Genomic DNA, 18107 nt, shown 5'->3' on the forward strand with positions numbered 1-18107 from the left:
AAAATTACGTCATTTTTTGGTCTGTAGTATAGAATTATATTATATACCGGCTTAAATAAGTACAATATAAAAAGAGCATCAGTCTGATGCTCTTTTGTCTTTTATGTTATTTTCCGAAGATTACGATTCTTTATGATCGTTTTCATTTATTTTTTGTTCCAGTTCGGCTATTTGCGCCTTTACTTCTTCTATTTTGGCCTTTCTGCCCGGAAGCCGCTTTTCAATCTGCGCCACCAGGTTTTTCAGATTTTGTTTGATCTCTGCATCTTTCGCATCTTCTTCGCCGGTCTGTGCCAGGATCTCTGTAAATTCTGTCCACTTGGATTCTTCTTCCTGCAATTCCTCTTCTATAGTCGCCAAGAAGCTTTTGCTTTGTACCAAACGATTTTGAATTTGCTGCACAAAGCGGTTTTTGCGGGCATCCCGGTCTTCATCTTTCCGTTTAAAAAAGTGTTGCCTTGCGGAAATAAATTGCTCCCAAAGTGAATCGCCATATTCTCTCGGAATAGGCCCAATAGTCTTCCAGGTCGCCATCAGTTCATTAACCTCGGTAGTTACATCTCGCCAATTGGTGGAATGCTTAATGGTCTCAATACGATCTACAAGGGCTTTTTTCTGAGCGTAATTATCTTCCAGTCCTACTTTAAACTCTTCAGTATGCTGGCGTTTTGCATTAAAGAAATGATCTTTAGCCGCCTGCATTCTGTTCCATAACTCATCTGCTTTTTCAAAAGGCACCTTACCAATTGCTTTCCATTCCTCAAGGATGGTGGCATAGGTTGCCGAAGTCTCTTTCCAATCGACACTCTCCTTCAAACTTTCGGCCTGCTCTACTAATTTTAATTTCGCTTCATAATTACCTTCCTGCTCTACCAAAATTTGCCCTTGATGCAGGGCTTTCCGGTCAAAGAAATTATTTTTTGCATTCAGAAAGCGGCTCCATAACTCTTCATTTTTATCTACCGTTGCGACTCTTCCTATCGTCTTCCAACGCTCCATTAGTTGTTTATAAACTTCTGAAGAACTTTTCCAATCTTCTGAATTACTTAAGGCCTCAGCCTGCTCACAGATCTCCATTTTCAAATCGAGGTTCTGCATCATATCTTTCTCTACATCTTCCTGGTGTGCCCGCTTTTTCTCATAAAAAGTATTGCGTGCCTGCTCTATCTGCTCCCAGAATTTATCATTGATTTCTTTTTCTACATGAGGTGCCTGTTTCCACTCTTCTATCAGTTGCCGATAGGCTTCTGTCGTGGCTTTCCAGTCTTCTGAATCTTTCAAGGTCATCGCTTTTTCTACCAATTGCCTTCGCTGTGCCTCATTACTTTTTAGTTGCTCGGCGATTTCCGTTTCTTTTGTTTCAATAAACTGAAATAAGGGTTGGTAGTCGCCCACTGCATTGGCATTCATCAAATAGCTTTTAAGGCGTTGTACCTTTCCTTGCAGTTTCACGACCTCCGGCTGTTGCGCAAACTCTTGTTTCAGTTCATCGGCTTTGGCCAATACTTCTTTAAATTTTTCGGTTAAGGCATTAACCACTGTTTGTGCATTTGTAGCGGTAACTGTCGACAAAATCCTTTCCGGATAGTGTGCTGAAGCAAGGAGCGATAAATTACCCGACTCATCTAGTTTGCAGAATTCTTTTCCGTTAAACTCAAGTTGACTCCAAATGGTTTCTTTAAGATTCGGGGATTCGTTTTGTGGCGTTTCTTGGTTCGTAGTATTTTCCATCGTTTCTGAGAAATAAGATTCACTATTAAAAATATCTTATACAATGATACAATATTAATTATAATATATCAAAAATATTAAGATTTATGAAAAATTATAAATTGAGTACATTTACGATAATATGGATCGCTGATTCCCGTTTTAAAACCCCTCGAAAACATGGAATTTTCCTTCATATTTAACTAACTATTTATTAACCGAAAAACCTTTAGTGAAACAAAGAAAATTACTCAGTCAAAGGCATCCTATCCTTTACTTTCTTGCGGTATGGTACCGGAGAATACGCACTTATGCTAAATGGTATCTGGGCAATAAGACTTTTACCAAAGCCTACCAGCAAGAACCGCTGCCCTTCCGGGTAAAAAAGCACCAGTCGACTTTACTGCGCAAATTGGGTAATAGTGAATTACAATTACAACTCAATAAGGTTACGAATCTCCGGATAGCACTACAGCACATCAATGGCATTGTGATCAAACCCGGTGAGACCTTCTCTTTTTGCAAATTGGTGGGTAGACCTACTCAAAAAAAAGGATACCTTCTGGGTATGGAATTATCTTTTGGAAAAGCTCGGCCCGGCATTGGTGGGGGCATCTGCCAGATCTCCAATATGATCCATTGGCTGGTGATCCATAGCCCTCTGACCGTTACCCAAAGGGCACAACATTCGTTTGACCCGTTTCCTGATGAAGGAAGGGTATTGCCTTTTGGAAGCGGTGCCGCTATATTTTACAATTATATCGATTATCAATTTACGAATAATACGAATGATACGTACCAGGTCGATATCTGGCTGACGGATAAAACAATCGAAGGAGAATTAAGGGTAAGTGCCGAGCCCAGATACAAATACCACATTTTCGAAGAAGACCACCAGTTTTTGAAAATTGGTGATCAGTTTTTCCGGAAGAATGAGATCTGGCGCAAAAAGGTAAACCGGCAGACGGGGAATACCGTTACTGCGGAACTGCTGACCAAGAATTTTGCCCGGCTCAGTTATATTCCTGAAGAGTATGTGATATCGGACAACCCCGACGAACGATTAGTATAAAAGCTAAGGGACTGCNNGCAGTCCCTTAGCTTTTATACGTCTAAATATTGTTTACATTTTTTCCGGTACACCGATACCCAATAAACCTAAACCATGTTTCAGTGTTTTGGCCGTTAAGGACGCTATTTCAGAACGCAATTGTTTTTTCGCTGCAGACTCTGCATTGGCAATACTGCATTTATCATAAAATGAATTGAACGCTTGTGCCAGTTTAAAACTGTAATTACACAAGGCGGCTGGATTCAGTTCTGCAGCAGCTTGTTGCAAGATAGCGGGATATTGTTCCAATTGAACTAACAATGCTTTTTCTTCCGGGAATATATCATGCGTATCAAGCGCAACAGTGGTTGCCTGATAGCCCGTTTTTCTCAGTACAGAACAGATCCGCGCATGTGCATATTGTATGAATGTTGCGGTAAAGCCATGCAGATCGATAGATTCTTCGGGATTAAAGATCATTTTCTTTTTCGGTTCTACCCGAAGCAGGTAAAATTTCAATGCTCCTAAACCAATCATTTCATATAAAGCAGCCAGCTCTTCTGTGCTAAACCCTTCTGTTTTACCCGCGGCTTCGGTTTGCTCCTGCGCCAGGCGCACCATTTCGGCTACCAGGTCATCTGCATCTACAACGGTACCTTCCCGGCTTTTCATTTTCCCTGTTGGCAATTCTACCATTCCGTAGCTTAAATGATAGATACCATCAGCCGCAGGCAAGCCTAACTTCTGACAGATCAGTTTCAATACCTTAAAGTGATAGTTTTGTTCATCACCCACTACATAAATACTTTCTTCGATTCCGTACTCTTTCTGCTTCTCTACAGCCAGGCCAATATCTTGGGTGATGTATACGGAAGTGCCATCTTTTCTTCTCACCAGTTTTTCATCGAGCCCGTCTGTCGTAAGATCGATCCAGACACTACCATCTTCTTTTTGGTAAAACACGCCTTTGGCCAATCCTTCTTCTACCAGGTCTTTACCCAGAAGATAGGTATTGCTTTCATAATATATTTTATCAAAAGTACTGCCAATGGCCTTATACGTCGTATCAAAGCCCTCATACACCCAGCTATTCATGGTATTCCAAAGAGACATTACTTCGGGCTTACCCGCTTCCCAGTCCACCAGCATTTGCTGTGTGGCTTTCATAATAGGCGCTTCCTGCTCGGCTTGTTTTTCTTCCATGCCGCCGGCAACCAGTTCTTTGATTTGTCTTTTATATTCGTCGTTGAATTGTACATAGTAATCCCCTACAAAGTGATCGCCCTTGATGCCTTCGCTTTGCGGCGTTGCGCCATTGGCAAACAGCTGCCAGGCAATCATACTTTTACAGATGTGTACACCTCTATCATTGACGACACAGGTTTTGGTCACTTCGGCTCCGGCCGCAGCCACAATACCGGCTACTGCATTGCCCAAAAAATTGTTCCGTAAATGCCCTAAGTGTAAGGGCTTATTGGTATTGGGAGAAGAATATTCTACCATTACTTTTTTATCGCTCAGGCTGGTATCTTTTGTATCTGTATCGAGTGTATAATCGCTCAGGAAAGTGCTCCAATAAGCATCAGAAACGCTCAGGTTTAAGAAACCTGAAACGGTTTCATGTGCCGTGAACAGTTCATTATTATCGACCAACCAGGCGCCCAAAGCATTTCCTAAAGCCACAGGGTTTTGTCGCAGCGATTTTACAAAAGGGAATAATACAATGGTATAGTCACCCTTAAATTCGGGTTTCGTCTCATTAACCAAAATATCGTTTTCTTGTACATTCGCTTCTGGAAACAAAGATTGAAAAGCCTTTGCTGCCGATACTTTCACCTGTTCTGCTAAAGATTTCATGATGTGTTTATTTTTGTAATATAAGCTGCAAAGGTACCGCAAAAAAGGGATAAGGTTTTGAAAACCTTATCCCTTTTTTATACAAAAACACAATCTTATTGTTTATTCTTCATACAGTAAATATTTGACCCTGATCGCCTTGAATTTATCGAGGTCTGCTTTCCAGGACTGGCGGATAGCGGTTTCAGAAAGCCCTTGTTGTATCTGGCTTTTCAATTTGTCTGTACCGGCCAGCTTAATAAAAAAGGAATTAAAGAAATTGGCTTTATCAGGATAATTTTGATAGGCTTTCAGTAACCATTGCAATTGTACTTTATCTTCTGCCAAACGATAAGCGGTATTAGCATCGGAAGCGACTTTCTCCCCAAAACACTTTTTATCTTTTAGGGGCGGGTTGGTAGCTCCCTCCATACTTTTAGGCGTAAAGCTATAGGTATAGTTTTTCAGATCGGGATGCCCGTATTGTTGAAAAGGTGCATCGGTACCGCGGCCCAGGCTAACCACCGTACCTTCAAACAGGCATAAGGATGGATAAAGGTAGATCGCCGCCATATTTTTCAGATTGGGTGAGGGAGATACCGGTAAACGATACAGGCTTTTATGCGTGTAGTTATCGCAAGGAATAACGGTCAGTTTAACATCTTTTGCTTTGATCCAGTTTTCGCCGATCAGCATTTTGGCATATTCTCCCGCCGTCATGCCATAGGCAATCGGGATGGGCTGCATCCCTACAAAAGACCGGTTTTTAGTTTCCAATACCGGACCATCAACTATATTTCCCAAGGGATTGGGCCTATCTAAAATGAGCACTTCTTTTTTGGATTCAGAACAGGCTTCCAGCAGGTATTCTAATGAAGATATATAGGTAAAGAAACGCGCACCCACATCCTGTAAATCATAGATCACAACATCCACATTTTTCAACTGCTCTGGTTTGGGTTTCTTATTATCGCCATACAGGGAGATAACCGGCAGCCCTGTTTGTTCATCTTTTCCGCTTTTCACATGTGCTCCGGCATCGGCGGTACCCCGAAAACCATGCTCCGGAGAGAAAATGGTCACCACATTAACGCCTTTAGCGAGTAAAACATCCGGCAAAAGCTGATCGCCAACACGGGAGGTTTGGTTCACCAATACCGCTACGCGCTTACCTTGCAGCAGTGGCAGGTATTCTGTAAACCGCTCTGCACCTACAGCTACTTCTATGGAATGCTTGGCACGGGGGTTAGCAGGCGCTTCTTTTTCGGAAGTACGTCTGGCATTCTGTGCCTTACAGGCTATATTGGGTAACAGGAGCAGGCAGGATACTGCCAGGGCTATTTTCTTCATACAGATCATTTGACGCTAAGTTAGGGCAAAAGTAAAAATTTATATAAGGAAAGATCACGAACGGCAAAGCAACAACATAAATTTATGCCTTGGCAGATGCAATTTTGAAGTATTTTTGCCATTGAAAACATTAAGTTTAATGACGATCAACGAACAACAGGATGCCATTGTAGAAGAGTTTGCTTTCTATGAGGACTGGATGGATAAATATGAACACATTATTGAGCTGGGCAAGGAATTGCCTTTGATTGATGAGGCCTATAAAACGGAAAACCACCTGATCAAAGGCTGTCAGTCCAGGGTATGGCTCCATGCAGATTACAAGGATGGTTTAATCCATTTTACAGCAGATAGTGATGCCATCATCACCAAAGGATTGGTGGGTCTGATGATAGCGGTATTGAGCGGGCATACTCCAAAAGAGATCGCCGATACCGAAATTTATTTTATCGATAAGATCGGTTTAAAAAGCCATTTATCCCCAACCAGATCAAATGGTTTACTCTCGATGCTGAAACAAATGAAACTCTACGCAATAGCGCTTTACAATAAATAAACTTCCGGTATGGAATCCCTGAAAGATAAGATTATTGCGGTATTGCATACCGTGTTTGACCCGGAACTTCCGGTAAATATTTATGAACTGGGCCTGGTATATGATATCGACATTAACAATAGTAATGCGGTACAGATCACGATGACCTTAACAGCTCCGGCATGCCCCGTGGCCGGCGATATCATTTTTGAAGTACAGCAAAAGGTTCAGGCAGTAGAAGGCGTGTCGGATGTACATGTGCAGCTGACCTTTGATCCACCCTGGACAAAAGATATGATGACAGAGGAAGCGAAGCTGGAATTAGGATTCTTATAAATATACGGAACTGATGTCTTTAACGCAACCCTTCAACAGGATCCATACAGCCCCGAAATTGCTTTTCGGTTTATTATTGGGAAGCCTTGTGGCTTTGCTGTTTTGGCAGGCGGAAAGGGCACTGGTTTTCAATATCCTCATGGCCTGGGACATTTTCTGTCTGAGTAGTGTTGTATTGTTCTGGATCACGTTCTTCTCTATCAATAACCAACAGGTAAAAGACGAAGCACAGGTACTCAAAACCAGCACACCCCTTGTATTTTTACTGGCTGCGGGGCTAACCATTGCCTCTCTGGGCATTATTATTTTATTATTTGTACAACAACATCAACAAGCCCAACATACCCGGGACTGGATGAATATACTCGTGGGCTTTGGTGGCCTGTTGCTCTCCTGGACTTTGTTTCACACCCTGTTTACAATCCACTACGCACATCTATATTACATGGCTGCTCCCGGCAATGCCACGCATTTAAAGAAGGGTTTAAAATTTCCGGAAGAAGAACATCCCGACTATCTCGATTTTGCTTATTTTTCATTTGTGAATGGTATGACTTTTCAGGTGTCTGATGTTTCTGTAACCTCTAAGCCAATGCGAGTACTAGTCTTATTCCATTGCCTGCTGGCCTTTGCTTTTAATACGGTTATCGTGGCACTCTCAATCAACCTTATTGCGGCATTGATGTAAAAAGATACAATAGATAGTATTTACAGTCAATATTGAAGAGGCAGAAGATAGCGTTTATTTTTTGTAGTAACATGAAAAGCNNGCTTTTCATGTTACTACAAAATCTTTCCTTAACAGGGACCTACATATAACTGTCTCCCAAAAACGGGACCCGTTTCTGTCCAAAACAATATTTCCCTAATTTCAATGTTATTAATACCACCGTTCGCCGAAGAGTTTCCAATAAAACCTGATGGAGGTAAATCCTGCCACGTAGTAATGGTCCAAGTACCCGAAGAAGGTGTGTAAAGAGAATACCGATATTGTACATGTGTAAATAGCTGGTTTTGCCCTCCGGACCAAGCCTTGTTTATATAGAGATTCCAGGAACTAGGACCTACCAGTACAGCATATTGGCAATAACTCCAGATCGCATTGCTTTTAAATGATGCGAATACCATTCCGATAAACAATAAAGAAAACAGCTTTTTTTTCATATAATAAAATTTATAGCGTTAAAGAATACCACAAATTTATAATGAGAACTGAGCACATAGAACCACCATCTCATAACTCTGCACTTATATGTACACAATGTATATTGGAATGTATAACTATGTAACAGATACCTTCCCGCTCCTCCATTTCGATGACCAGAATATATACCCGACGGTCCGCTGCGACACATCTAAGATCTGTTCTGTATCCGGCTCGAGTTGTAGTGAAGATATTACTGTCCGATCCAATAGATAATTCATAGGTACTAAACCATCCCCCCTCTCCATTGTTCTGAATATGCACCTATCATGACCATTTCATAAAAATAATCATTGGTATCCGATGGATTTGTAAGGTGCCGGTAGCCGATATTATACGTTAAAGTTGAATAATGAATTCGATACTTTTATGGGCTGTTGCGACCAAAGCAAACTATCATACCGTGTAGCTGTATAATATTTTTTAGTTAGTCCCACCATAGTTGATCTTTCGTACTGAATCAATTGTAAAAGACATGATACTATCGCGGGCATCGTCGTTCTCCGACAGAAATTCGGTACTGATTACCGACAGGTTAAGCGTATCTCCTTCTTGTACATTAAACACATATAGAAGATAAAAAGCCAGCGCTTGAGCGCTGGCTTTTTATTATGAATTGCATCTAAATTATCTTGCCTTAATAATACCAACAAAATCCTGGGCTACTAAAGCAGCGCCGCCGATCAGACCGCCATCCACATCAGGACAGCTGAATAAGCCGGCAGCATTGGAAGGCTTACAGCTTCCGCCATACAGGATAGAAGTTGCCTCGGCAATAGCATCGCCATATTTTGCCGCTACCAGACTTCTGATGTGTGCATGCATTTCCTGTGCCTGCTCATCGCTGGCAGTCAGGCCTGTGCCGATAGCCCAGATGGGTTCGTAGGCAATCACAATATTTTTGAACTCCGCTTCAGTTAAATGAAATAAGCCTTGTTCGATCTGTGTCTGAATATACGTATTTTGCGTACCTGCTTCACGGATCTGCAAAGGTTCTCCACAACAGAAGATCACTTTCATACCATTCTTCAGGACGATATCTGTCTTTTGTGCCAACAGGGCATCTCCTTCTCCGAAATACTGGCGACGCTCTGAATGGCCTAAGATTACATAACGTACACCTAAGCCCTTCAACATTTCGGCCGAGATTTCGCCGGTATATGCTCCGGAAGCCTCTTGGTGGCAATTCTGCGCAGCCAGGAATATATTTTTTGAATCTTTAAGCTGGCTGGCCGCTAGTTCCAGGCTGGTAAAAGGGGGTGCTATAATTACTTCCTGATCGTCACGTAATTCGAGACCACTCTCTAAGATGTCGCTCACCAACTGTTTTCCTTCAAATAAGTTCTTATTCATTTTCCAGTTGCCGGCAACTATTTTCTTTCTTGTCATCACGGTAAATTTTATGTGTGTTTATAAAGTTTTCTTGTTATCAAAAATATATTTCAAAAGCGTCGTTTCTGCCACAGATAAGGATTTACCCCTACGGGCCATCATACGGTTGGCCGTATCTATCGCTTTATCGAAACGATAGGTTACGGTATCATTTTTTCCACCCCAGCTAAAGGAGGGAATATATTTATCCGGAAAATCACCTCCGTAAATATTACAGCTCACGCCCACTACGGTTCCGGTATTAAACATGGTATTGATACCGCATTTAGAATGGTCGCCCATCAACAGGCCGCAGAATTGCAAGCCGGTTTTAACCATTTTATCTTCATATTCGCTCCAGATACTGACCTCATCATAATTATTCTTGAGGTTGCTGGAATTGGTATCGGCACCCAGGTTGCACCACTCCCCGATCACGGCATTGCCGACAAAACCGTCATGGCCTTTATTGGCATTATCAAAAAACACGGTGTTACTGATCTCCCCGCCGACCTTGCTACCGGCACCAATCGTGGTGGCACCATAGATCTTAGCCCCCATCTTGATTACTGCATGTTCGCCTAAAGCCAATGGGCCACGCAGCATACAACCTTCCATGATCTCTGCATCTTTAGCAATATATATAGGTCCGGTCTTAGCATTTAAAATACTGGCCGAAACCACCGCTCCTGCTTCAATAAACACATCCTCTGCTTTACCGATCAAGGTCACTTCTTCCGGTATGGGCTGAGCTGTTTTTTGATGGGTGAGGATCGCAAAGTCGGCACGGATGGCATAGTCGTTAAGGCTAAAAATATCCCAAGCATTTTGTAATTGCGTAAAAGGTTCTCCAAACAAAACGGGCTCAAAGTCTTTTAAGGACGCTTTATTGATCTGTTCAAAATCAAGTTGTGCTGCGCTGCGCAGTGCAATAATTGTTTCGTCCTGTATCAGGGCTTGTCCCGGGTTCAGGTTGCTGATCACAATACCCAAAGCGGGTGTCGCAAATACCTGCGCATTGACGTACAGATTATCTTCTGTATAGTTTACCGGAAATACTTCCTGCAGAGGAGTTACCGAAACGGTTGACGATACGGCTTGTAAATATAGTTCCCATCGTCCGCGCATGGTGAGGATACCACAACGGATATCGGCAATAGGGCGCGTATGGGTAAAAGGTAATAATTGATGTATTACTTGGGTATCAAATAAAATAAGGTTCATGGATACATTAATCTAAAGATTGGTTCAAAAAGTCGACAAAAGGCTTCATGGCAGCAAATGCTTTGCCACAATATTCTACAAAATCCTTTTGTTGCACTTGCTTATTACTCAAGCGCAGCCCCACCGTAAAACTTTTATGTTTCAGAAATTCTATAGCAGGGTTGGTCTCCTCATAACCTTTAGGAGGCCTGGATAACCTGTCGCCATCTATTTTTTTAAAATAAGTAGCAAATTCCTTATGGTTAATTATCTGCTGAAAGTGTTCAAAATTATAATCGATCTCCTGGCGTATGTTTTTAAGCGTTTGCGCTTCTGGCATCCACATGCCGCCACCCAGAAAACATTGATCGGGTTGGATATGAATGTAATAACCGGCTTTAGGGCTTTTTTTACCCCCATCTGAAAAAGATGCGCCAAAATTATTTTTATAAGGGCTTTTATCTTTTGAGAACCGAATATCTCTGTTGATCCGGAAGATACAATCTTTTGGCAACAGGTCACCGATCGCCGGATCAAAAGCAGCGATCGCTGCGATCACTGCTCCTACAAAGGATTCGAAAGACTTTTTTTCTTCCTCATACCACTTGCGGTGCTCGTCCATCCATGATTTATCATTATGCTCACTCAGCGCTTGCAGGAACGCGAGGTTACGCTCTAGACTCATAGCTATGTTTTAAATATACAGATGCTGTGAAATTACAACCATTTTACTAATATTGCTCATCCAAAAATGGGCTTATACAATAAAAGTGTAAATTCGCGTTTTAACTCTGTAAAGTAACCTTATGCGATTAAAAAAATTCATGGTATTGGCAGTATGTATCGGGAGCAGTATCGTATCCAACGCGCAAAAATTTTTTGAACGCCAGGAATACGGGATTATGGCCGGTGCCGCACAATACTTTGGAGACCTCAACCCTGAATACGGATTCAAAAACATCAGACCTGCCGGAGGTATTTTTTATCGTTATTACTTTAATCCCTACATTTCGCTTCGGGTAGGGCTTTCCTATGTACAATTGGGCTATAAAGACAGCTATTCCAGTAATGCCTATCAGCAAACCCGGAACCTGAGTTTTCAGAACAATCTCCTGGAGGCTACAGTGATTGGTGAATTTAATTTCTTTCGTTTCCAAACGGGCAATATAGACCGTAGATATACCCCTTATATGGTGCTTGGTGTAGGTGCTTTATACTCGAATCCTTTTGTGATGCACAATGGAAAGAAAACATACCTGCAACCTTTAGGAACCGAGGGACAGAACTTGACGGACTACCGTAACAGAAGGTATAATAAGATCAATGCGGTTGTTCCTTTCGGAGCGGGCATTAAGTGTTGGCTGGCTCCCGGTGTAAACCTGGGCGTAGAGGTCGTACACCGATTTGCCTTTACTGATTACCTGGATGATGTCAGTCAAAGCTATGTGGGCGTTAATAGTTTTACCCCCAGCGGCAATGCAAACACGGCTTCTTTATTGCAAGATCCTTCCAAAATCGTGAATGGCCAAAAACTGGGCAGGATAGGAAAACAAAGAGGTGATAATGCGACAATAGACCAATACTTGGTTGGTCAGATCACGCTTTCTTTTCAGTTGAAGACCTATAAATGTCCTTCCAACAGCCCTTTATGGGATAATTATTAATTTTCTCGATTTTTCAGACGATCAGTTTTATGGCGGCAATATTTGATATGGATGGCCTGCTTTTTGATACAGACCCCGTTTTATGGGTAGAAAGTATGTATGAAGTAGCAAAGGCTCATGGCATTGACATTTCTACGGATTTGTTACGACACACAAAGGGTCTACGCATCTATGAAGTAACGGAATTCTGGAATGAGCGTTTTGGCTGGCACGATGCAGCAAGGGCGCAAATGATTGCAGAAGATATCATAGATGATATTATAGCCCGAACGATCCGTAAAGGAAAGATCATGCCCGGTGTATTGCCTTTATTAGAAGACTTTACACAACATCAGGTGCATTTAGGCGTGGCCACTTCTTCCCCAGCCAGAATGGTGCATCAGCTTTTAGATCATTTTGCCCTAAGCACTTATTTTAAAGCCATTTGCTCTGCAGATACCTGCGTACAAGGAAAACCGCATCCGGAAGTTTATTTGCAATGTGCCAGTGCATTGAACGCCCTTCCCTGGAAATGCGTTGCTTTTGAGGACTCTGTTAATGGTATGATCGCCGCTAAAGCGGCCAGAATGATATTGGTGGCGGTGCCGGAACGCACGCAGATCAATAGTTCGAAATTTGGCCTCGCAGATCAGGTACTGTCAAGCCTGGAAGACTTTTCTTATGCCGATTATATTCGTCTGCTAGAAGCTTAATGCGCTTTGCTGATGATCATTTTCTTATAATATCGCTGCCCTTCTATCTCCAATACAACAAAATAAATACCGGCATTCAATGCTCCCGTATGGACGGCATACTGCTGCTTTTGGGTCAACGAGGTTTGGGCAATAACCGTTTTTCCTAAAATATCAATCACAGAGAAACTGCTGTTCTTCCCAAATGGCTTATCCGATTCGATCAGGAATTGTCCTGAGGATGGGTTGGGATAGATCCGGATTTGTTGCGCCGCGCTTACCTCTTTGAGCGATACCGTTCTGTTATGCTGGAATGTATCGCAGGATATATTTATATTCCGGCTAAAGGAAACGGTATCGTTACTAAAACAGAAAATCTTATCTATAGGCAACTCGAACTCGACAATGGAACCTGTCGGCGGTATAAAAAACCTATTGGGGATAACGCCCGCACCCAGCCCTCCAAAAAGACGGGTATATGCCCCATGAGCAATAGCCAGTCCAGTTCCAGATGGAAGAGGAGCATATCCTACATCATAAGCCCAGTTTTGAATAGGATTAGGGAGATCCTGCGCTCCATTCATATTACTCCAGTCCATCCCGGTAGTATCTCCGTAATAATTCGTCACATAATAGGTTTCTGCAATTGTTCCTGCATAATTTACATTACGAATAGAATCCACAATCAATACGGTAACAGAATCTCCTTGCGGTGTACGGTTTACGCCTCCGGCAATGGTATCGAGGATTGGTATTCTAAGGGTATCCCCTTCTTGGACATTGAAGATATATAATGGTGTATACCGCTGAAAAAGAGAATTATATACAAAAATAGTATCCTGTGTTTCATAGAGTTTGTAGCTCTTCTCAAATGTATCGCGATTGCTGATATAAGGATAGGCGCCCCAGCTTCCATATTGCAAATTTTGCGTGTATGCAGTATAAGCAAGGGTCTTGATTGATTTACCGTCAACGGTGTCAACTTGGGTACATTTATATTTCAGCAGGCTTTCCCGACCCGAGCCTCCTAAAGAAACATAAACACCCCGATAGGTCCACTCTGCGCCTAAGGGTGCAAATTGCGCCTGTACATTAAAGGAATGAAACAGGATGCTCAAAAAGGCACACAGTAAAAATAATATTTTTCTCATAATATATATCAAATATTCACATCTAAGATACTGGAATATTGATAAATAAAGAATTTATTCATCAAAAAAAGAGAAATGTCCTCGTAACATAATCATCATTTAACGAGATTATGATACAAGGACATCAATTAAGCAGAAAGGTCTGTATTAATTACAGGCCAATAGTGTATTTTTCATTAAAGCACAGATGGTCATTTTACCCACACCGCCGGGTACAGGGGTAATATAACTGCTTTTTTCTTTTACAGCTTCAAAATCTACATCGCCCACTAAACGGAAACCCGATTTCTTACTGGCATCTTCGATGCGGTTAATCCCCACATCAATAATAATCGCTCCGGGTTTTACCATATCAGCGGTCACATAGTTTGGTCTGCCGATAGCGGCCACTATGATATCTGCCTGCAGACACATTTCCTTCAGGTTTTTTGTTTTGGAATGACACATTGTTACGGTACAGTTTCCCGGGTTTGTATTCCGGCTCATAAGTAAGCTCATCGGCGTACCCACAATATTGCTTCTTCCGATCACCACACAATGCATACCGCTTGTGTCAATATTATAATGTGCCAGCATCATCATAATACCATTGGGGGTCGCAGGAATAAACGTATCCTGCCCCAAAACCATCTTACCGATGCTTACCGGGTGAAAACCGTCTACGTCTTTAAGCGGACTAATGGTATTAATCACTTTATCTTCAGAAATATGTCTTGGCAAGGGCAATTGCACTAAAATACCATCTATATCAGCATCATTATTATATTTTTCAATTAAAGCTAACAATTCAGCTTCCGAAGCATCATCTGCTAATTTGGATAAGGTAGATTGAAATCCTACATACTCACAGGTTTTTACCTTAGCCCCCACATAAGTCTGGCTCGCCGGATTATCACCCACAAGGATGGCTGCTAAATGCGGCCGCTTTTTATGATTTTTGATGCGGCTATCTACTTCATTTTTAATGTCTTCTAGAATAGCATTGGATACTTTGATACCGTCTAATAATTGCATGGGGCAAAATTAAGATAAAATAAGATGGAATCGCAGCCCCGCAAGGTAAAAATTAGGGGTAAAAATGTAAAAATAAACAGGGGCTTAAACGGGGCTAGTACCTTAGCCCGTATAAAATATCTTCTTCTTTCAAATTAAAACTCCTTATATCTCAAAAAAACAAAAAATAAATTAACTTCGCAGGTTATAGTGTCTTATAAGACATTTTATATATTTTTAACATATTTACAAACCCAAAAGAACAATTTACATACAATGGACAACATCGCAATCGTCACCGCGATTGTAGCTTTGGTCGCTGTAGCGGTAGGTATTTTCATAGGAAAAATGCTATTTGCTAAAAATACAGCCCTCAGAGTACAAGAAGCAGAGCAACAAGCCGAGAAAATTAAAGAAGACGCAAAAATTCACGCGGAAACCTTAAAAGAGAAAAAAATACTGGAAGCAAAAGAACATTTTCTACAGTTAAAAACAGAACACGAGAAAGAATCCTTAATCAGAACACAAAAAAATAACGAAGCAGAAGGCCGGTTAAAGCAAAAAGAACAGTCCCTCAATGATAAATTAAAGTCTGTTCAGACCCAAATTAACGAGAATACAGAGTTAAAGACGGAATTAACCGACCAAATCGAATCGGCAAAAATCAAAAGAGCAGAATTAGACAAACATCAGGAAGAACAGATCAAACGTTTGGAAAAGATTGCCAACCTTTCTGCAGAAGAAGCTAAAGGAGAATTGGTTGAAGCCATGAAAGAAGAAGCCCGCACAAGTGCTATGGGTCATATTCAGGAAATTGTTGAGCAGGCTAAAACCAATGCCAGCAAAGAAGCGAAGAAAATTGTTATTCAAAGTATTCAAAGGGTTGCTGCGGAACAAACCATTGAGAATGCCATTACGGTATTCAACCTGGAAAGCGATGAGATCAAAGGACAGATCATTGGTCGTGAAGGGCGTAATATCCGTGCTTTAGAAGCCGCAACCGGCGTCGATTTAGTGATTGATGATACCCCGGAAGCGATCGTTTTGAGTTGTTTCGACCCGCTAAGAAGAGAAATCGCACGTTTATCACTCCAGCGTTTGGTACAGGATGGCCGTATACACCCAGCCCGTATTGAAGAGGTGGTAGAAAAAACGAAAAAACAAATTGAAGACCAGGTAATGGAAATCGGCGAACGCACCATTATTGAATTGGGTATTCATGGTTTACATAAAGACCTGGTAAGAATGATCGGTAAAATGCGTTTCCGTTCTTCCTATGGACAAAACTTATTGATGCACTCTAAAGAAACCGCTAACCTATGTGGGATCATGGCTGCAGAACTGGGTCTTGGACAAAAAGTGGTCAAATTGGCGAAACGTGCCGGTTTGCTGCATGATATTGGTAAAGTACCTGATGAAGAAACAGAATTAAGCCATGCCTTGTTAGGTGCCAAATTAGCGGAGAAATGCGGAGAACATCCAGCCGTAGTCAATGCCATTGGCGCACACCATGATGAAATGGAAATGGCCTATATCATCTCCCCGATTATCCAGGCTTGTGATGCCATCAGCGGTGCCCGTCCGGGTGCCCGTCGCGAGATCATGCAAAGCTATTTACAACGTATTAAAGACTTAGAGAATCTTGCCGTTGCGTACAATGGTGTAGAAAAAGCCTATGCCATCCAGGCCGGCCGTGAGTTGCGTGTGATTGTGGAAGCTGATAAAGTAACGGATGCCGACAGCGACCGTTTAAGCTTCGAGATTGCCGATAAGATCCAGAAAGAAATGCAATATCCGGGTCAGGTAAAGGTTACCGTAATCCGGGAGAAAAGAGCGGTAAATGTAGCACGCTAAACAGCGTTCATATATTAAAAGCAATTGGGATGGCATCTATGATACCATCCCAATTGCTTTTAGGTCCATTCCCTTTTTATGGTCCCAGGCTAAAACAAGCTTAATTGCCCGTTTTTAGGGGGCCGTCTGAAAGCTTCCATATTATAAGCAAAACTTGTTTTATTCAAGCCTAATTTATGGCAATAGAGTTTGAATTGCTGCCGGATAATCGTAGCCATTTCTCCTTCTCCACGCATCCTGACGCCCGGCCTGCTATCACTTACTTTACCCCCGTGGCAGCTTTGGATATGATGCCATACCTTTTCTGCCCGGTCGGGAAATGCTTTTTGCAACCAATCTTTAAAAATAGGCTCTATGGCGCCATTTAGCCTTACGATGGTATATCCAGCCCAATAAGCGCCCGCGTCTGAAGCTTTTTGCAATACTTCATACATATCCTGATCGTTAAGCCCGGGTATAATTGGTGCAAACATAACCCCGGTGGGAATATTATGTTTAGCACAGGTTTCGATGATGCTTAACCGGGTCTTTATTGTGCTGGTACGGGGTTCTAATACCTGTCTTAGCGACTCTTGCGTGGTGGTGATGGAACTAGCCACCTGTACCAGGCGCTCTGCCGCAAGGTCTTGCAATACATCCATATCTCTTAAGACTAAAGCATTCTTCGTGAGCACACTTACGGGATTTTTATACTCCAGGCATACTTCAAGGATTTGGCGGGTCAGGCGCAGTTTACGTTCTGCCGGTTGATAACAGTCTGTATTGGTCGATAAAGAGATTACCGCAGGTTTCCATATTTTCTTCTCAAAAGTCTTCCGTAACAACTCTGCAGCGTTATGCTTGGCGATGATCTTTGTTTCAAAATCAATACCGGCGCTATAGCCCCAATATTCGTGTGTATTACGGGCATAGCAATAAATACAACCATGTTCACAACCCTGATAAGGATTAATAGAATAGTCTAAAGGTACATCCGGGATATTCAATTTGTTTACGACATTCTTACTATTATCCAGCAGAATTTGAGTAGGCTGTTTCCTAACAGCTTCCCAGTCCTCTTCTTGTTCATAGTTTCCCTGTTCGTATGCCTGGCGGCTAAACCGGTTTTGCGGGTTGAACTGTGCTCCCCTACCTTTTATAAATTCATGTTGCTGCTCTTCCATCACCACATAAAATTA

At 42.0% G+C, this 18107-nt stretch carries 18 protein-coding genes; 7 read left to right on the top strand and 11 right to left on the bottom strand.

Annotation, left to right across the window (positions count from 1 at the left end; translation table 11 throughout):
- Positions 1-120 precede the first annotated feature (120 nt).
- Positions 121-1731, bottom strand: a complete 1611-nt coding sequence (locus tag DBR32_RS03465; RefSeq protein ID WP_124634913.1) for a DUF349 domain-containing protein — start codon at positions 1729-1731, stop codon at positions 121-123.
- A 211-nt stretch (positions 1732-1942) separates the two neighbouring features.
- On the opposite strand from DBR32_RS03465, the gene DBR32_RS03470 reads away from it, so the two are divergent.
- Positions 1943-2782 carry a VanW family protein gene (locus DBR32_RS03470; protein ID WP_124634914.1) on the top strand — a complete coding sequence of 280 codons (840 nt, stop codon included), beginning with the start codon at positions 1943-1945 and terminating at the stop codon, positions 2780-2782.
- A 51-nt stretch (positions 2783-2833) separates the two neighbouring features.
- Here the strand turns inward: DBR32_RS03470 and argS are convergent, their stop codons facing one another.
- The gene (gene argS, locus DBR32_RS03475) at positions 2834-4618 is read right to left on the bottom strand and encodes an arginine--tRNA ligase (RefSeq protein ID WP_124634915.1); all 1785 of its coding nucleotides are present in this window, start codon (positions 4616-4618) and stop codon (positions 2834-2836) included.
- A 102-nt stretch (positions 4619-4720) separates the two neighbouring features.
- The gene (locus DBR32_RS03480) at positions 4721-5947 is read right to left on the bottom strand and encodes an exo-beta-N-acetylmuramidase NamZ domain-containing protein (RefSeq protein WP_199724341.1); all 1227 of its coding nucleotides are present in this window, start codon (positions 5945-5947) and stop codon (positions 4721-4723) included.
- 139 nt (positions 5948-6086) lie between these two features.
- Here DBR32_RS03480 and DBR32_RS03485 point away from each other — a divergent pair, with 139 nt between their 5' ends.
- The 3 genes from DBR32_RS03485 to DBR32_RS03495 are packed head-to-tail and all read left to right on the top strand — an operon-like array spanning position 6087 to position 7506.
- Positions 6087-6503 carry a SufE family protein gene (locus tag DBR32_RS03485; RefSeq protein ID WP_124634917.1) on the top strand — a complete coding sequence of 139 codons (417 nt, stop codon included), beginning with the start codon at positions 6087-6089 and terminating at the stop codon, positions 6501-6503.
- 9 nt (positions 6504-6512) lie between these two features.
- Entirely contained in the window at positions 6513-6818 is a 306-nt protein-coding gene (locus tag DBR32_RS03490) for a DUF59 domain-containing protein (protein ID WP_124634918.1), read from the top strand.
- 13 nt (positions 6819-6831) lie between these two features.
- Positions 6832-7506 (top strand): DUF1345 domain-containing protein, encoded by a 675-nt coding sequence (locus tag DBR32_RS03495; protein ID WP_199724342.1) that lies wholly within the window; start codon positions 6832-6834, stop codon positions 7504-7506.
- A 110-nt stretch (positions 7507-7616) separates the two neighbouring features.
- Here DBR32_RS03495 and DBR32_RS03500 read toward each other — a convergent pair whose 3' ends face one another.
- The 5 genes from DBR32_RS03500 to DBR32_RS03515 all read right to left on the bottom strand — a co-directional run bounded on the left by DBR32_RS03500 (position 7617) and on the right by DBR32_RS03515 (position 11281).
- Positions 7617-7982: a hypothetical protein gene (locus tag DBR32_RS03500; RefSeq protein ID WP_124634919.1), complete on the bottom strand. Its 366-nt coding sequence runs from the start codon at positions 7980-7982 to the stop codon at positions 7617-7619.
- A 463-nt stretch (positions 7983-8445) separates the two neighbouring features.
- On the bottom strand, positions 8446-8589 hold the full coding sequence (locus DBR32_RS15545) for a hypothetical protein (RefSeq protein WP_158605898.1): 144 nt from the start codon (positions 8587-8589) through the stop codon (positions 8446-8448).
- 60 nt (positions 8590-8649) lie between these two features.
- On the bottom strand, positions 8650-9411 hold the full coding sequence (tpiA, locus tag DBR32_RS03505; RefSeq protein WP_124634920.1) for a triose-phosphate isomerase: 762 nt from the start codon (positions 9409-9411) through the stop codon (positions 8650-8652).
- A 21-nt stretch (positions 9412-9432) separates the two neighbouring features.
- Entirely contained in the window at positions 9433-10617 is a 1185-nt protein-coding gene (locus DBR32_RS03510) for a GlmU family protein (RefSeq protein WP_124634921.1), read from the bottom strand.
- Positions 10618-10624: 7 nt separating this feature from the next.
- Positions 10625-11281, bottom strand: coding sequence for a DUF2461 domain-containing protein (locus DBR32_RS03515; protein WP_124634922.1), 657 nt, complete (start codon positions 11279-11281; stop codon positions 10625-10627).
- A 121-nt stretch (positions 11282-11402) separates the two neighbouring features.
- On the opposite strand from DBR32_RS03515, the gene DBR32_RS03520 reads away from it, so the two are divergent.
- Positions 11403-12260: a DUF6089 family protein gene (locus tag DBR32_RS03520; protein WP_124634923.1), complete on the top strand. Its 858-nt coding sequence runs from the start codon at positions 11403-11405 to the stop codon at positions 12258-12260.
- Between the two features lie 29 nt (positions 12261-12289).
- On the top strand, positions 12290-12952 hold the full coding sequence (gene hxpB, locus DBR32_RS03525; RefSeq protein WP_124634924.1) for a hexitol phosphatase HxpB: 663 nt from the start codon (positions 12290-12292) through the stop codon (positions 12950-12952).
- On the opposite strand, the gene DBR32_RS03530 is transcribed toward hxpB, so the two are convergent.
- Positions 12949-14082 (bottom strand): T9SS type A sorting domain-containing protein, encoded by a 1134-nt coding sequence (locus DBR32_RS03530; RefSeq protein ID WP_124634925.1) that lies wholly within the window; start codon positions 14080-14082, stop codon positions 12949-12951. The two genes, hxpB and DBR32_RS03530, sit on opposite strands and share 4 nt — an antisense overlap.
- Before the next feature lie 147 nt (positions 14083-14229).
- Positions 14230-15096 carry a bifunctional 5,10-methylenetetrahydrofolate dehydrogenase/5,10-methenyltetrahydrofolate cyclohydrolase gene (locus DBR32_RS03535; protein WP_124634926.1) on the bottom strand — a complete coding sequence of 289 codons (867 nt, stop codon included), beginning with the start codon at positions 15094-15096 and terminating at the stop codon, positions 14230-14232.
- A 255-nt stretch (positions 15097-15351) separates the two neighbouring features.
- Here DBR32_RS03535 and rny point away from each other — a divergent pair, with 255 nt between their 5' ends.
- A complete protein-coding gene (gene rny, locus DBR32_RS03540) occupies positions 15352-16929 on the top strand; it encodes a ribonuclease Y (protein ID WP_124634927.1) in 1578 nt (525 codons plus the stop codon).
- Positions 16930-17018: 89 nt separating this feature from the next.
- Here the strand turns inward: rny and DBR32_RS03545 are convergent, their stop codons facing one another.
- The gene (locus DBR32_RS03545; protein WP_124634928.1) at positions 17019-18092 is read right to left on the bottom strand and encodes a PA0069 family radical SAM protein; all 1074 of its coding nucleotides are present in this window, start codon (positions 18090-18092) and stop codon (positions 17019-17021) included.
- Positions 18093-18107 lie beyond the last annotated feature (15 nt).

Origin of the sequence: Taibaiella sp. KBW10, assembly GCF_003852495.1 — a bacterium.
In the GTDB taxonomy this organism is placed as follows: Bacteria; Bacteroidota; Bacteroidia; order Chitinophagales; family Chitinophagaceae; genus Edaphocola.

Coding starts and splice junctions, on each gene's coding strand:
- DBR32_RS03465 (WP_124634913.1), bottom strand. CDS start 1,731: ATGGAAAATACTACGAACCAAGAAACGCCACAAAACGAATCCCCGAAT.
- argS (WP_124634915.1), bottom strand. CDS start 4,618: ATGAAATCTTTAGCAGAACAGGTGAAAGTATCGGCAGCAAAGGCTTTT.
- DBR32_RS03480 (WP_199724341.1), bottom strand. CDS start 5,947: ATGAAGAAAATAGCCCTGGCAGTATCCTGCCTGCTCCTGTTACCCAAT.
- DBR32_RS03485 (WP_124634917.1), top strand. CDS start 6,087: ATGACGATCAACGAACAACAGGATGCCATTGTAGAAGAGTTTGCTTTC.
- DBR32_RS03490 (WP_124634918.1), top strand. CDS start 6,513: ATGGAATCCCTGAAAGATAAGATTATTGCGGTATTGCATACCGTGTTT.
- DBR32_RS03495 (WP_199724342.1), top strand. CDS start 6,832: ATGTCTTTAACGCAACCCTTCAACAGGATCCATACAGCCCCGAAATTG.
- DBR32_RS03500 (WP_124634919.1), bottom strand. CDS start 7,982: ATGAAAAAAAAGCTGTTTTCTTTATTGTTTATCGGAATGGTATTCGCA.
- tpiA (WP_124634920.1), bottom strand. CDS start 9,411: ATGACAAGAAAGAAAATAGTTGCCGGCAACTGGAAAATGAATAAGAAC.
- DBR32_RS03510 (WP_124634921.1), bottom strand. CDS start 10,617: ATGAACCTTATTTTATTTGATACCCAAGTAATACATCAATTATTACCT.
- DBR32_RS03515 (WP_124634922.1), bottom strand. CDS start 11,281: ATGAGTCTAGAGCGTAACCTCGCGTTCCTGCAAGCGCTGAGTGAGCAT.
- DBR32_RS03520 (WP_124634923.1), top strand. CDS start 11,403: ATGCGATTAAAAAAATTCATGGTATTGGCAGTATGTATCGGGAGCAGT.
- hxpB (WP_124634924.1), top strand. CDS start 12,290: ATGGCGGCAATATTTGATATGGATGGCCTGCTTTTTGATACAGACCCC.
- DBR32_RS03530 (WP_124634925.1), bottom strand. CDS start 14,082: ATGAGAAAAATATTATTTTTACTGTGTGCCTTTTTGAGCATCCTGTTT.
- DBR32_RS03535 (WP_124634926.1), bottom strand. CDS start 15,096: ATGCAATTATTAGACGGTATCAAAGTATCCAATGCTATTCTAGAAGAC.
- rny (WP_124634927.1), top strand. CDS start 15,352: ATGGACAACATCGCAATCGTCACCGCGATTGTAGCTTTGGTCGCTGTA.
- DBR32_RS03545 (WP_124634928.1), bottom strand. CDS start 18,092: ATGGAAGAGCAGCAACATGAATTTATAAAAGGTAGGGGAGCACAGTTC.